We start from the raw sequence: 14978 nt of genomic DNA, 5'->3' as shown, positions 1-14978 counted from the left end.
CCCAACGGGTCGCGCCCCTGCGTAGGTTGATGCCCGGATGCCCTGGCGTCCGAGTGCCCTGGCGCCGTGGCGCCCGCCCTGGAAGCCGGTCCGGCTCAGGCCTCGGGGTTGCCGCCGAAGCGCTCGCGGTACGACTCCAGGTCCTCTTCGGTGACCCTCGGGAAGAGCACCGCCGGAACCGTGAACGGGGCGCCCGCCGGCACCGCGTCGAGGGACGCGGCCTGCTCCGGGGTGACCCAGGTGGCCGTGTCGTCGGCGAGGTCGAACGCGGAGCGCATGGCGCGCGCCGAGGCCGGGATGAACGGCTCGGAGACCACCGAGTAGAGGTGGATGAGGTTCATCGCCGTGCGCAGGGTGAGCGCCGCGCCCTCCAGGTCGGTCTTGACCTCCGTCCAGGGGGCCTTCTCGTCGAGGTAGGCGTTTCCGGCCGACCACAGGGCGCGCAGCGCGGCTGCGGCCTTGCGGTACTGGAGGGCGTCCATGTGGCCCTCGTACTCGGCCAGCAGTTCGGCGATCTGCGCGCCCAGCTTGGCCTCGACCTCGCCCGCGGGGCTGCCCGCGGGGACCTCGTCGCCGAACTTCTTGCGGGAGAAGGTCAGTACGCGGTTGACGAAGTTGCCCAGGGTGCCGCCGAGGTCCTTGTTCACCGTGGCGGCGAAGTGCTCCCACGTGAAGGAGGAGTCGTCGGACTCGGGCGCGTTGGCGATGAGGAAGTAGCGCCAGAAGTCGGCCGGGAGGATCTCCAGCGCCTGGTCGGTGAAGACGCCGCGCTTCTGCGAGGTGGAGAACTTGCCGCCGTAGTAGGTCAGCCAGTTGAAGGCCTTGACGTAGTCGACCATCTTCCACGGCTCGCGGACGCCGAGCTCGGTGGCGGGGAACATCACCGTGTGGAACGGGACGTTGTCCTTGGCCATGAACTGGGTGTAGCGGACGTCCTCGGCCTCGTACCACCAGGACGTGTAGTCGCGGTTCGCCGGGTCGGCGTCCGCCCACTCCTTGGTGGAGGCGATGTACTCGATCGGGGCGTCGAACCAGACGTAGAACACCTTGCCGTCGGCGGCCAGCTCGGGCCACGTGTCGGCCGGGACCGGGACGCCCCAGTCGAGGTCGCGGGTGATGGCGCGGTCGTGCAGGCCCTCGGTCAGCCACTTGCGGGCGATGGAGGACGCGAGCTGCGGCCACTCCTCCTCGTGCTCCGCGACCCAGGCCTCGACCTCGACCTGGAGCTTGGACTGGAGGAGGAAGAGGTGCTTGGTCTCGCGGACCTCCAGCTCGGTGGAGCCGGAGATGGCCGAGCGGGGCTCGATCAGGTCCGTGGGGTCCAGGACGCGGGTGCAGTTCTCGCACTGGTCGCCGCGGGCCTTGTCGTAGCCGCAGTGCGGACAGGTGCCCTCTACGTAGCGGTCCGGCAGGAAGCGGCCGTCGACCGGCGAGTAGACCTGCCGGATCGCGCGCTCCTCGATGAAGCCGTTCTTCTCGAGCTGGCGCGCGAAGTGCTGGGTGATCTCGCGGTTCTGCTCCGAGGAGCTGCGGCCGAAGTAGTCGAAGGACAGCTCGAAGCCGTCGTAGACCGCCTTCTGGGCGTCGTGGGCCTGCGCGCAGAACTCGGCGACCGAGAGGCCGGCCGCCTTCGCGGCGAGCTCGGCGGGGGTGCCGTGCTCGTCGGTGGCGCAGATGTAGAGGACGTCGTGGCCGCGCTGGCGGAGGTACCGGGAGTACACATCCGCCGGAAGCATCGACCCGACCATGTTGCCCAGGTGCTTGATCCCGTTGATGTAGGGAAGCGCGCTGGTGATCAGGTGTCGAGCCATCCTCGGATGCTCCATTTCATATATGCCGGTTACGACGTGACGTGCGGTTCATCGTATCGAACCGCCGAAACGCCACGCGCCGCATTTCTTCGGGGTGGACAACGCAAAAGCGAGGACTGTGACCACTCCGTCACGGCCCTCGCGCTGCGGCCATGGTACAGCGGGCCGGACAGCGCCCGAACCGCCGTCCACGCCCGCGGGACACCGTCCGCGGCGGCCGCGGACGGTGCTCGGGCGAGCGGCGGGCGCGGCGGGAGCGGCGGGCGCCCCCGGCCGCGGGCGGTCAGTCGCGGCCGCCCCGGGCGCCGTCGATCGCGGTGATCCGGACGCCGCCGGCGAGTCTGCCCGTCAGGGTGGCCGAGGGTCCCTGCGGACCGGCGACGGGGACGGTCAGGGTCCGGCCCGCGGCCTCCGCGCGGACGGCGCCGGCCGCCGTGATGCCCGCGACCTCGCGGCTGCCCGCCGCCAGCAGGTACCAGCGGCCGGCCGGAGACCTCCACCGGGTGCCCGCGAGGAGGTGCTGGCCGAACCGTCCGCACGCGGCGGTCCCGCGGGACCGGGCCACGTCCCGGGGCGGTCCGGCGGGCGGGCGCAACTGGACCAGGACGTCGCCCGGACCGGCCCAGCCGGAGGCCCGCGCGCAGGTCCAGACGGCCCGGCCCGCGCCGTCGGGGAGTTCGGATTCGGCGAAGTCCCAGACGTTGACGGCCCGTACCCCGCCGGCCCGGTACTCCCGCAGCCGGCAGGCGGCCGGCGCCCACGCCGCCCGCGCGGCCGGGCCGGTGGCCTCGCGCGGCTGGCGTGCGGCCACCGCCGCCGGACCGTCGGGCAGCGGCGTGTAGGTCAGGTGTACGGGGGTCAGCGCGCCCAGGTCGGCGAGGACGAAGGCGTGCTTCTCCACGATGCGGGCGGAGGAGGTCAGCTCCAGCACGGGCCACGCCGCGCAGGCGCCGCCGGAGCCGTCCGTACGGGGCACCCCGGTCTCCTCGGTGACCCCGTCGGCGGAGACGGCCAGCGGCTTGGCCGCGTCCCCCGTCCGGAGCAGGTCGCGGGTGCCGGCCCGGGCGATCCACGGCGCGAGCAGGTACCTGGCCCGGCCCCCGTCCGTGGTCCCGGTCCCGTTCCCGTTCCCGATCCCGATCCCGGGTGAGCGGCTCAGGGTCAGCGCGGCGGCGGTGGTCACGTTCGCGTCGTCGGTACGGGCGAACGCGAGCTCCCGGCCGCGCGGCCCCCCGCTGCCGTCCGCACCGTTCGCGGGTTCGCCGTATCGAACCACCCGGTCCCCGTCGAGCAGCAGCACGACCGCCCGCCCGGCGACGTCCCCCGCGTACAGGAGCTGCGGCGCGCGCAGCGGCGCATCGGTGGCCGTCCCCGGCGCGGCCGTCACCGCCACCTCCGGGGGCCGGGCGGCCCAGGCCGCCAGGGCGCGGGCGAGCAGGCCGCGGTCGGCGGTGCGGGCGCCGCGGGCGGGCCAGGCGGTGAAGTCGACGCGGGCGGTGTCCGCCCAGGCCTCGGCCGGAACGCGGACCAGCCGGGCCGGGTCCAGTGCCCCGGCGGCGGCCGGTCCGGCGAGCGGCGAGGCCTCGGGGCGGGGCGGCGACCCGTCGGCCGCGAGGACCCCGGCGGCCAGGGCCAGCGCGAGCACGGCGGTCCAGCCGGCCCGGGTCCGGCGGCGCCGGCGCAGCAGGTCGGTGGGGCGGGCACTGACCACGGCGGCATCGAACTCGGCGCCGCCCGGCCCCCGCAGGAGCGTTTCCCCAGCCGCGTGCCCGGCAGGGGCACGCACACTCCCGCCGGCGCCTGTACCGGCGAAGGCACCGGAAGCACCCCGGGCCCCGGCCCCCGGCGGCGCCCCATACCCATACCCAGCCCCGGACCCCGGCTCCTGCCCCAGCCCCAGCCCCTGCCCCGGGGCGAGGGCCGCCCACTCCCGCCAAGCGGCCAGCGCCTCCCGCACGGCGTCCGCCGGGTCCGCCACCCCGGCGGCGCCGAGCAGCCGGGCCACCGCCTCCTCGGGCAGTCCGTCCATGCCGTGCAGGACGAAGGCGGCCCGGACCGGCCCCGGCGCCGCGCCCAGCATCCGGGCGGGCTCGTCGATCCCGCCCGCCGGGGGCCACAGCCGCAGCCCCCAGACGAAGGGCGGCACCGGCGGCCACCCGAGCCCGGCCGCAGCGATGCGGGCCCGGCCGGACGGAGCGAGGCTCGCGCGCAGGACCCGTACGCGCACCTGGGTCAGGGGGCCGCCCGGCCCGTCGGCTCCGGCCGGTCCCCGCGTACTGCCGCGCCCGCCGCGCGGGAGTGCCCGCTGGACCGCCCTGTGCGCGAGGAGTACCCGGCCATGGCGGCCCAGGGTGACCGGGAGCGTCACGTAGGCGAGCCGTACCAGTTGGGGGTAGTGCTCGACGAGGACGGCCTCGGCCTGCTCCACGGCGGTGGAGCCGAATCGCTGTGTTGTGCCCACCCTCCGACAAACGAGTGAATCTTGGGATGGTCACACGCCGTGCCCTCCGGCAGGGCGCGAACCGGACGCACAGGAGAACGGCATATGCGTTTGTGCTGGTTGAGCGGGCGTGTGATCGACATCGATCAGCACGTGATCATCACCGAACGTAATTCTGCCAGCTTTCAACTCTGCGCCCTCCGAGTGCGCCCGCGCTGATTTCCTTGCCCCGCACACGGGATGGGGTGGAGCGGTGAGCGATGGCAGCGGTCCGGAGGAGTCCGGTGGCGGGGCCGTGGGTCTGCCGAGCCGGCGACGGCGACCGGCGCCCATGAGCCAGTGGGATTCGACGGCGCGCGTGTCGTACTGGGCCTTCCACGCCGACCGGCGACCGGCCTACATGCGGTTCGCGTACCTGCAACTGGGCTCGGACGCGGCGGCCGAGGAGGCGGTCGACGCCGCCTTCGACTCGATCATGTGCGAATGGCTGCGGATGCTGCACATGGACCGGCTCGACGCCTACGCGTGGACCGTTCTCAAACAGCGGCTGATCGACCGCCAGTTCCTCCGCAGCCCCTGCCCGGAGCCGATGGACACCAGTGCCTTCGAGGCTGCGCTCAAGGAGGCCCACGCGGAAGCCGACCAGTACGAGGTGCTCACCGACACCATCCGCTTCTACTCCGCCGTCTCCCGGCTCGCCGAACGGCAGCGCGACGCCGTGCTGCTGCGGTACGGACTCCAGTGCACCCCCGGCGAAGCCGCCGCGATCATGGGTGTGGACGAGGCCACGGTCCGCTCGCACCTCGGCCAGGCGCAGCGGCGGCTCGCCCGGCTGCTCGACACGTCCGCCGAGTCATGAACCGCAACACGAGCCGCGGAACCCGTCGCGAGGACGGCGGACTCCCGCGTTCCCTGGAGCAGTTCCTGGCCCGGGCCAGCGTGCGCGACCGCTATCCGCACTACGACGTGGGCGCGGCGGAGGCCCGGCTGCTGCGGAGCGCCGACGCCGTGAATCCGGCGTCGAAGCCGGCCTCCGCACCGGCCTCCAGGCGCGCCGGGGCCCACGCCCGGCGCCGTGCGCCGGGCTGGAGCGACCCCCTGCGCGACCTGCCGCTGGACGCCGAGCGGGCCGGCCGCGACCTCAAGGCCGCCTGTCTGGCCTCCGTTTGCGCCACGGGGGCCCGGGAGCGGCTCGACGCCTTCGAGAGCGGCGGCCACGCCGACCTGCCCGGAGCCGTGGTCTTCGGCTGTCTGCTGCACCTGGCCGGGCTGCGCGAAGGGGCCCGGTTCTGGTGGCAGTTCGCCGCCGGGTCCGGGCGCAGCCGGACCACGCACGCCGCGTACTGCCTCTTCCTGGACCACTCGCGGCGGGGCGAGCACCACGACGCCCGGTTCTGGGCCCGCGAGTTGGGCCGGCGCCGCTTCCGGCCGAGCGGGCGCCGGGAGCTCCGCGAGGTGCGGTTGTGCGCCCAGGCGGCCGTCCTGCGCTACGTCGACCAGCTCGAAGACCCCGACCTGGGCCCGGTGCCGCTCCCCAGGCCGGGGGTGGCCCTGGCGCTGGACGCGTTCCGGCCGCCGGTGCCCGCTCCGCCGCGGCCGCCCCGGCCTCCCCGGCTGGGGGCGGGCCCGCTGCGCCACCCCGCGCTGACGGCGGCGGCCCGCGGGACCGTCGTCCAGCCCGGCGGGGGCGAGGCCCTGGCGGCGGCGCGGCGCGCCCTGGCCGTCGTACGGGTCCTGCAGCGGCGGCCGCTCGGCGTACGGGCCGGGCGGCTCGGGCGGGAGGCCGGCCTGGCCGAGGCGGAGCTCGGGCCGCTGCTGTCGATGCTCTGCGAGGAGGAGTACGCGTACCGGTCCGGCGTCGGGGTCTACGCCCCGGGGCCTGCCCTCGACCGGCTCGCGGCCCCGGGCGGCCGGGGCCTGGCGGGCCAGTTGCAGCGCACGCTGTCCCTGGCGCGGGACAGCGCGGGCGCGGCCGTGTACCTGAGCCGGTACGCGGAGGGGGAGGTCCGGATCACCCAGATGGCGGACGGACCCGGCGCCCCGCCGGTGCGGGAGTGGGTGGACTTCCGCGATGCCGCGCACGCCAGCGCGGTGGGCAAGTGCCTGCTGAGCCAGCTCGACCACGACGGCCGCGCCGACCACGTGGCCCGGCACCGGCCCGCCCGGCTGACCGAGCGGACCATCACCGACAGCCGGGCCCTGTTCAGCGCGCTCGACGCGGTGGCCCCCGGGGCCCCCGTCTTCGACCTGCGCGAGTACGCCCCCGGCGTGGTGTGCGCGGCGGTGCCGCTCGCGCTCGGCGACGCGGCGGGCAGCCTCGCGCTGTCCCTGCCCGGCGGCCACGCGCACCGGCTGGGCCGGGCCACCGAGGCGCTGCGCCTCAAGGCGGTTCCGGTGCTGCTGGCGCTGCTGCTGGCGGGGGCGATCCCGCCGGACGGCACGGGCGGCACGGACGGGTCGGACGGGTCGGGCGGTGCGGACGGTACGAGCGCCCTCGACTCCGTGTTCGCGGCCGACGGTCCGGGCGGGCCGGGCCCGGCCGACGGCGCGGCCGGCCCGGAGTCCGCGTGGAGGCCGGAGGAGCGGCAGCCGATGCCGGTACCGGTCACCGCGGAGACACTGCGCCAGCTGCGCAGCCTCTTCCGGACTCCGCTGACGCGGGCCACGGCCGGGGCGGACGGGCCCCATCTGGTCAGCGACAGCGCCTCGGAGGCGGCGTACCTCTTCGACGCCCGCGAGGGCGACGGGGCGCCGGGCCTGGCGCTGCCGCGCACCTTCGCCCCGCTGGTGCCCGGCAGCCTGCGGACGCCCGGCGGGCTCGACGGGCTCGTGGTGCTGCGGACCTGACCGGAGCCTGTGCGGGGCAGTGGCGTTCAGGGCGCGACGGAGCCGGGGGCGCCGGGGACGAAGGTGGCCACGGCGGTGTCGAAGTGCCGCTTGGCTGCGACCAGTTCACCCGCCGGGGCGGAGACCCAGATGTCGTACATCCGGCCGTTCTGGTCCCAGCAGAGGTCGTAGGTGTGCCGGGCGCCCTCGGCCGGACTGAACCCGTTCCAGGTGAACTCCCAGAGCGCCGCCGGACTTTCGTGATGGGTCGTGGAGACGACCGTGCCGCCGCGATAGCCGGGGTTGGTGTCCGGCCCCTTGGCGTGGGCCTGCCGCATCACGCCGAGCGGGCCGCCGGGCACCGGCATCTTCACCCGGATCCCGATGCGGAAGGCACCGTCCGGGGAGACGTAGAAGACCCGTTGGTCGTCGGTCGCCCGTTGGTACCCCTCGGGCACGGCGATGGCGAAGCCCTGCGGGTCGGCGGCGGTCCGGTACCCGGAGGGCGGTCCGCTCGGGGTCACGCCCACCGGACTCGGAGTGGCGGCGGCCCCGTCCCGGGTCGAGGGCGGGCTCGCGGGTCCGCCGGGCACCGCCGGCGCGCTCCGCGACCCCTGCCCCGGCTCCTCCACCCCGAACAGCGAGCGCAACGGGTCGGCTCCCACCACCGCCGCGGCCGCCGCCAGGACGGTGGCGGCCGCGATCAGGCCGAGCCGCAGGCCCGGCCGGGTGGCGACGCGCTGCCTGGCCGTCGGGCGCGGAGCCACGGCCGGGGCCGTCAGCCCCTCGGACTCCGGGGCCGGCGGAGGCCCGCCGGCGGAGTGGGGGCCGGCCGCCGACCCGGAGGCGGGCATCCCGTCAAGGGGCACGGGCGCACGGTCGGCCGGTACGGAGCCGCCGCCGCGGCCGCCGGCCAGGTACGCCGACAACAGCCGGTCCGCCTCCGCGGCCGTCATCCTGCGCTCCGGGTCGCGTTCCAGCAGGCCCCGGATCACCGGCAGGAGCGGCCCGGCCTGGGCGGGCGGGCGGATCTCCGCGGAGACGACGGCGTGCAGGACGCCGCCCAGCGAATCGCGGTGGAAGGGGGACTCCCCGGTCAGCGCGGTGCACATGAGCGTGCCGAGCGACCACAGATCGGCGGCCGGCCCGGCCTCGGCCCCCTGCATCCGCTCCGGAGCGGTGTACTCGGGCGAGCCGACGAAGGCGCCCGTCTCGCTGATGGTGGTGGCCCCGGAGAACCGGGCGATGCCGAAGTCGGTGAGCACCACCCGGCCGGTTCCCGACTCCACGAGGACGTTGGCCGGTTTGACGTCCCGGTGGAGCACCCCCCGGCCGTGCGCCGCGGTCAGGGCGCCGAGCAGGGCGAGTGCGGTCCTGGCCGTTTCGACCGGGGTGAGGGTCTTCCCGGCGGAGATCAGGTCGGCGAGCGACCCGCCGTCGACCAGTTCCATCACGATGCAAGGGCGGCCGTCGTGCTCGACGACATCGTGGACGACGACGACATGGGGGTGGCGCACGTGGGCCACGGCACGTGCCTCGCGCAGCGCCCCCGCGGCCACACCGTCCCCGTCGCCCTCACCCACGTGCAGTTCCTTGACGGCTACCGGACGGCCGAGGAGTTCGTCGACGGCCCGCCAGACGGTGCCCATCCCGCCCCGGCCCAGCCTGTCTTCCAGGCGGTACCGCCCGGCCACCACGACACTGCCGCGCACCTCGTCCTGTGCCACCGCGATCCCCCTCGCCCGATCTCCGAGCCATGATGCCGTAGCCCGCTCTCCCGGCGGGGTGAGCGGCGCGCGCCCTACAATCGCGTCGGGCGGGCACCAGCACAGCTCTACGGGGGGCACACATGGAACCCACAGCCATCGGGCTCAAGTTGGCGACGGCCGTGATCGGCCCGCTCATCAGGAAGTTCTTCGTCGCCGACGCCCCCGGGGCGGGGCTGGTCGACAAGCCGGTCCGGCTCTCCGGGTACGTCTCGTTCAGGGGCGAGAAGCGCACCCTCACCGAGTCCGACGTACGCGTCCTGGCCGCCGCTCTCGTCCAACAGGCCCTGAGCACGGGCGAACGCCGGATCCCGGCGGACGAACGCGAAGCCGTCACCGACGCCGTCGCCAGCACCCTGCACGCCCTCGGCGACCTCACGATCACGGACGTCGACGCCGTCCGCCTCGGCCCGGACGCCTTCGCCCGCGAACTGCGCCGCGCGGCGGACCGCCCGGAGCGCCACCTCTCCGCCGACGCCACCCACTTCTACGAGGCCCTGCTCGCAGCCGCCTCCCTGCACATCCTGGAGTTCTTCACCCAGCGCAAGACCTTCACGGCGCACGCGCTGGTCAGCCAAACCAGGGCGGTGGACGAACTCACGTCGAAGACGGATGAGTTGATCCGCCGCACTCCGCTCCCCGAAGCGGCGGACGTCGCGTTCGAGACCACCTACCTGCCGTACGTGGCGAAGAAGTACTCCAAGCTCACCATCTACGGCATCGACCTGAGCAATTCACCGACGCGCTGGCCGCTGGACGTGGCGTACCTGAGTCTGGAGGCGGCTCCGCTGGGGCGCTCCGAGATCTCCTGGGACGCCTACGAGACCGCGGACGATTTCCTCGCGGTACAGCGGACCCTGGAGTCCCAGCCCGCCGATCAAGCGCTGGCCCGCACCCCCCGCGTCCTCCTGCGGGGCGAGGCCGGTTCGGGCAAGACCACGCTCGTCCAGTGGCTGGCCGTCACCGCCGCACAGCAGGACCGCCCGGACCGGCCCGCGTACCTCCGCGACCGGATCCCCTTCGTGCTGCCCCTGCGCACCCTCACCCGCCACGGCGAACGCCTCCCCGCCCCAAAGGACTTCCTCGCGGCCATCGGCTGTCCCCTCGCCGGCTCCCAGCCCGCCGGATGGGAACACCGGGTGCTGACCGCCGGGCGGGGACTGGTCCTCGTGGACGGCATCGACGAGGTCCCGGAACCGGAACGGGAGCGGACCCGCCGCTGGCTGCGGGACCTCATCGACACGTACGGCGACAACAACAACCGCTGGCTGGTCACGTCACGCCCGTCGGCCGTGGGCCAGGACTGGCTCACCGAGGAGGGCTTCGGCGAACTGGCGCTGTCCTCCATGAGGCCGGCCGACACCGCCACGTTCATCAAGCGCTGGCACGCGGCCGCCCGCGGCGGCTCCGAGTCCGGCGGCGAACTCGACGCGTACGAGGCTCAGCTCCTCTCCGCCGTCCGCTCGAAGGCAGACCTCGGCAGGCTGGCCACCAATCCCCTGATGTGCGGCCTGATCTGCGCCCTCCACCGGGACCGGCGCGGTTATCTCCCGCACGGCCGGAAGGACTTGTACGAGGCCGCGCTGTCCATGCTGATCAGCCGCCGCGACCGTGAGCGGGACATGGACGTCCCGGACCTCAGGGAAGAGCCGCAGCTCGAGCTCCTCCAGCGGCTCGCGTACTGGCTGATCAAGAACGGCCGTACGGAGATGGACCGCTCCCAGGCCGAGGACATCATCGGACGGGTCCTCCCCGCCGTCCCGGAGGCGGCAGCACTGGGCGCGGCGCCGGCCGTCTTCGACCACTTCCTCCAGCGCAGCGGCCTGCTCCGCGAACCGGCCCCGGGGACGGTGCACTTCGTCCACCGCACCTTCCAGGACTTCCTGGGAGCGCGGGCGGCGGTGGAGGAGGGCGACTTCGGCCTGCTCGCGTCGCACGCCAGCGACGACCAGTGGGAGGACGTCATCCGCATGGCCGTCGCCCTGGCCCGGCCCCGCGAGCGGGTGGCTCTGTTCGAGGACATCCTGCGCCTCGGCGACGGCACCCGGGACCAAAACGTCCGCTTCCGCGTCTACCTCCTCGCCGCCGCCTGCCTGGAGCACGCCACGACGCTGGAGCCGGCGGTCCGCGACAGGGTGGAGGAACGCGCGGCCAGGCTGATCCCGCCGCGCAGCGAGAGCGAGGCCCGCGCCCTGGGGGAGCTCGGTCCGCTGGTCCTGGACCTCCTGTCCGGCCCCGATGGCCAGGATGAGATGGCCGGCTACCACACGGTCGTCGCGGCTTCCTGGGTGCCGTCCGATGCCGCCGTGCCCCTCCTGGGCAGCTACTCACAGCATCCGTCGCTCAAGGTGCGCAGCCAACTCGTCTGGTCCTGGGCCCGCTTCGACGGCGCGCTGTACGCGGAGGAGGTCATCGCGCGTCTGGATCCGGAGGGACTGAACCACACCGTCACCTCCGACGAGCAGTTGCACCATCTGGAGCGGCTGGAAGTGCCTGTCGAATCCCTGGACGTCCGCAGCGCCGTGTCCGTGGAGGCGCTCGCCTCGTACCTCTCCCGGCACACACCGGCCAAGCTCAGGCTCAAGGACCACCCGGTGGGGGATCTGGGATTCCTGACCGGCCAGACGAGGCTCTCGTCGTTCACCGCCTTGGACTGTCCGGCGCTCGTCGACCTGTCCCCGCTCCGCGGGCTGCCCATCCGGACGCTGGAGATCCAGAGCCAGGCAGCCATGAATCTGAGCGCGCTGAAGCACCTGCCGGAACTCGCGACGCTTCAGATCGATGGAGTCGCCGGAGTGCACTGGTCCGTGGAGACCCTGCACCCGAGCGCACCCCTTCAGCACCTGCTCCTGGTGGGGCTCACCTCAGACGGACTCAGGGGCCTCTCCCGCTTTACCGGGCTGATGTCCCTCGACTTCGCGGTCTCCACGGCATCGGCCGAGGACTGGCAGGTGATGGCCGGACTGCCGGCCCTCCACGCGCTCTGCCTGGAGGCGTCCTCCTTCGCGAGCCTCCCGGCCGACGCCGTCCTGGCGCAGGTCACCGATCTCCGCCTCTGGCACAGAGGGGACGTACAGCCGGTGCAGCAGGTGATCGACCGGCTGCCGCACGCCTTCCCCCATCTCCGCTCCCTCGGCCTCGCGGGAGAACTGGCCCTGCGCATCGACACCTCCGCCGTGGAGGAGATGCCGACGTTCGCGCACCTCCGGATCAACAGCCACCGCTACTCCTCTCGCCGGATCACGGCACTCACCACCTCCGCCTACGGCTGACCGGGCCTTCGGCCCATCCCCATCCGCCGCGGCACCCACCCCCTCCGGGTAAGGTGTCGGACCGTGGCTGATCGTCGAACGGCAATCATGGAAGGCGCCGCGCGGGTCATCGCCCGGCGCGGTGTCCGCGGCCTGCGCGTGGAGGAGCTCGCCGCCGAAGCGGGCGTGTCCACGGCCTTGATCTACTACCACTTCAAGGACCGCGCGGGGATCCTCCGCGCCACCCTGGAGTTCATCAACGACCGCGCCGGCCGCTACACCACGGAGCGGGACCCCGCCGATCCGCCCCTCGACGCCCTGGGCGAGCTGGAGCAGACGCTCCTGCTGGAGTTCCAGGACGACCCCGCGGTACGGGAGAACAGCACGGCCTGGGGAGAGCTGCGGGCCAGCGCGGTGTTCGACCCCGACCTGCGGGAAGACCTCGCCGACGCCACCCGTGTATGGATCCAGGAGGTGGGCGAGCTGCTCGGGCAGGTCCGTCCCATGGCCGGAGCCGCCGCCCTCTCCGGTGCCGCCGAGCGGCTGACCGCCCTGGTGGAGGGGCTGAGCTCGCGCTGGCTCAGCGGCAGCCTGCCCCTGGCGCACGCCCGCGAGCTGATGGTGTCGTCCATCGCCGCCGAGCTGGACCGCCTCTCCCGCACCGCCTGAGCCGCAGGCTTCGTACGACCAACCACCCTCCCTCCATAGGGATCACGCACGTTCAGCATCTTGACTGAATTTTCAGTCAGTGACAGGGTCTGGCCATGGCCGCTCTCGGCCCGTACCCACACGTGATCCGGAGGCTCCCCGATGCACGACTCCCCCGACGACAGCCGCTCCCTCCTCGGCCGGTTCTTCGGCTCCACCCCCTCCCGCAGGCGCGTCCTCGGGGCGGCCGGACTCGGAGCGGCGGGGGTCGCGCCCGGGACCGCGGCCGCCGCGGCCCCGGGGGCGCTCCGGTCGCCGAGCGCCGCGGTGCAGCGCTGGCGGGTCGACCTCGACGACGTCCCCCACGCCCGCACCTGGATGTCCTGGCCCTCGCGCTCGTCCATCGGGGGCGGCCGCACCCTGGCCGGGGTTCAGGAGGACATCGCGCTGATCGCGAAGACGATCGCGCGCTACGAGCCCGTCGTCCTGTGCGCGCCGGACTCCTCCACGGCCGCCACCGCCCGCTCCTGGTGCGGTCCGGCCGTGACGGTGACCACCGCCATCGGCACCGACGACCTCTGGATGCGCGACACCGCGCCGGTCTTCCGCCGGGACGGCCGCGGCGGAGTCGACGCGATCGGCCTGAACTTCAACGGCTGGGGCAACAAGCGGACCCACTCCTACGACGCCCACGTCGCGGAGAGCATCGCGTACGAGTCTCATCTCCCCTTCGGCAAGACGGACTTCGTCGGCGAGGGCGGGTCGATCGAGACCGACGGCGACGGGACCGTGATGGCCACGGAGAGCAGCCTCGTCAACAAGAACCGCAACCGCGGCTGGAGCCGGGCCGAGGTCGAGGACGCCGTTCTGCACGCGTACGGGGCCGACAAGATGATCTGGGTGCCCGGCATCAAGGGCAAGGACATCACCGACGACCACATCGACGTGACCTCGCGCTTCATCCGGCCCGGTGTGGTCATGGTCCAGGTGCCGCCCGCGGGCCGCGACGACGTATGGGCGCGCGACGCCCGCGAGCAGTTCTCGATCCTCTCCGCGGCCACCGACGCCCGTGGCCGACGCCTGACCGTCATCAAGGTCGACGGTCCCGACACCACGCGCTCGAAGAACCCCGAGTTCGTCGACTCGTACATGAACTTCCACGTGGTCAACGGGGCCGTCATCACCGCCCAGTTCGAGGACTCCGCGAAGGACGCGGCGGCGAAGCGGGCCCTGGCCGCCGCCTTCCCCGGCCGCACCGTGGTCCAGCTCGACGTCGACCGGCTGATGGCAGGGGGCGGCGGCATCCACTGCTCCACGATGGCCGAACCGCGCCCGTAGCCCAGCACCGGCGGCGCCGGCGGCGGCAGTACACCGGGGGCGGCCGGCCCTCCCCTATACAGATGAGGCCGTATGCGACTGACACCGACCGAGCGGGACCGACTGCTGATCTTCACGGCGGCGGAGCTGGCCCGCGCCCGCCGCGCGCGCGGCGTGAAGCTCAACGTCCCCGAGGCCACCGCCCTGATCACCGACACGGTGTGCGAGGCGGCGCGGGACGGCCGCAGGCTGGCCGAGGCCATCGAGGCGGGCCGCCTCGTGCTCCGCGCCGACGAGGTGCTGCCCGGGGTCCCCGACGTGGTCGCCTCGATCCAGGTCGAGGCCGTCTTCGACGACGGCACGAGGCTCTGCGTCATCGACGACCCCTTCCGGCAGCAGGGTTCGCTCGGGGCCGACGCCCCCGGCGCCGGTCTGCCCGGGGACGGTACGGGCTACGGGCCATCACCCCGACGGTGCGCGTCGCCGTACGGAACACCTCGAGCGTGCCCATCAGCGTCACCTCGCACTTCCACTTCTTCGAGTCGAACCCGCGCCTCGCCTTCGACCGCGCCGCCGCCTACGGCACCCGGCTCGCCGTACCGGCGGGCTCCTCGGTCCGCTTCGACGTCGGAGCGACCGTCGTGGTGGAGCTGCTGCCCATCGGCGGGGCGCGCGTGGCCATCGGCTTCGCCGGTCTCGTCGACGGCCCCCTGGACGCGCCCGGCGCGCGTGAGGCCGCCCTGGGCAAGGCCCGGGCCACCGGGTACCTCACCTCGTACGAGGAACACGCACAAGGACAGGAGCAGGAATGAGCGGCAGCGTCTTCGACTCCGCGGGCTGCCACGGCCGTCCGGGCGCCGCCCCGGCGGACAGCACCGACCCGCACGACTACATGGCCGTCCACGGCCCCCGGGCGGGC

At 74.0% G+C, this 14978-nt stretch carries 7 protein-coding genes and 2 pseudogenes; 6 read left to right on the top strand and 3 right to left on the bottom strand.

Going from position 1 to position 14978, the window contains the following annotated elements; translation table 11 throughout:
• Positions 1-95: 95 nt before the first annotated feature.
• Together metG and AC6CKD_RS29125 are read right to left on the bottom strand one after the other, a co-directional pair.
• Positions 96-1811, bottom strand: coding sequence for a methionine--tRNA ligase (metG, locus tag AC6CKD_RS29130; RefSeq protein ID WP_498331328.1), 1716 nt, complete (start codon positions 1809-1811; stop codon positions 96-98).
• A 283-nt stretch (positions 1812-2094) separates the two neighbouring features.
• Positions 2095-4272, bottom strand: a complete 2178-nt coding sequence (locus AC6CKD_RS29125) for a hypothetical protein (RefSeq protein WP_498331326.1) — start codon at positions 4270-4272, stop codon at positions 2095-2097.
• A 310-nt stretch (positions 4273-4582) separates the two neighbouring features.
• On the opposite strand from AC6CKD_RS29125, the gene AC6CKD_RS29120 reads away from it, so the two are divergent.
• Positions 4583-5110, top strand: coding sequence for a sigma-70 family RNA polymerase sigma factor (locus AC6CKD_RS29120; protein ID WP_498331324.1), 528 nt, complete (start codon positions 4583-4585; stop codon positions 5108-5110).
• Positions 5111-5946: 836 nt separating this feature from the next.
• Positions 5947-6666: pseudogene (locus AC6CKD_RS29115) on the top strand (IclR family transcriptional regulator domain-containing protein); the annotation flags it as partial.
• A gap of 458 nt (positions 6667-7124) precedes the next feature.
• Here AC6CKD_RS29115 and AC6CKD_RS29110 read toward each other — a convergent pair.
• Positions 7125-8804, bottom strand: a complete 1680-nt coding sequence (locus AC6CKD_RS29110) for a serine/threonine-protein kinase (protein WP_498331322.1) — start codon at positions 8802-8804, stop codon at positions 7125-7127.
• A gap of 122 nt (positions 8805-8926) precedes the next feature.
• On the opposite strand from AC6CKD_RS29110, the gene AC6CKD_RS29105 reads away from it, so the two are divergent.
• The 4 genes and pseudogenes from AC6CKD_RS29105 to AC6CKD_RS29090 all read left to right on the top strand — a co-directional run bounded on the left by AC6CKD_RS29105 (position 8927) and on the right by AC6CKD_RS29090 (position 14871).
• Positions 8927-12115: an NACHT domain-containing protein gene (locus AC6CKD_RS29105; protein WP_498331320.1), complete on the top strand. Its 3189-nt coding sequence runs from the start codon at positions 8927-8929 to the stop codon at positions 12113-12115.
• Between the two features lie 63 nt (positions 12116-12178).
• On the top strand, positions 12179-12763 hold the full coding sequence (locus AC6CKD_RS29100) for a TetR/AcrR family transcriptional regulator (RefSeq protein ID WP_498331318.1): 585 nt from the start codon (positions 12179-12181) through the stop codon (positions 12761-12763).
• 141 nt (positions 12764-12904) lie between these two features.
• The gene (locus AC6CKD_RS29095; protein ID WP_498331316.1) at positions 12905-14080 is read left to right on the top strand and encodes an agmatine deiminase family protein; all 1176 of its coding nucleotides are present in this window, start codon (positions 12905-12907) and stop codon (positions 14078-14080) included.
• Between the two features lie 72 nt (positions 14081-14152).
• Positions 14153-14871, top strand: a pseudogene (locus AC6CKD_RS29090) (urease subunit gamma).
• Positions 14872-14978: the final 107 nt, after the last annotated feature.

This window comes from Streptomyces sp. GQ60 (assembly GCF_059758875.1).
This window is presented reverse-complemented; position numbering and strand designations above follow the sequence as displayed.

What these genes read in the sequence shown, in the direction of transcription:
- metG (WP_498331328.1), bottom strand. Translation starts at nt 1,811, where the DNA reads ATGGCTCGACACCTGATCACCAGCGCGCTTCCCTACATCAACGGGATC.
- AC6CKD_RS29105 (WP_498331320.1), top strand. Translation starts at nt 8,927, where the DNA reads ATGGAACCCACAGCCATCGGGCTCAAGTTGGCGACGGCCGTGATCGGC.
- AC6CKD_RS29095 (WP_498331316.1), top strand. Translation starts at nt 12,905, where the DNA reads ATGCACGACTCCCCCGACGACAGCCGCTCCCTCCTCGGCCGGTTCTTC.
- AC6CKD_RS29120 (WP_498331324.1), top strand. Translation starts at nt 4,583, where the DNA reads ATGAGCCAGTGGGATTCGACGGCGCGCGTGTCGTACTGGGCCTTCCAC.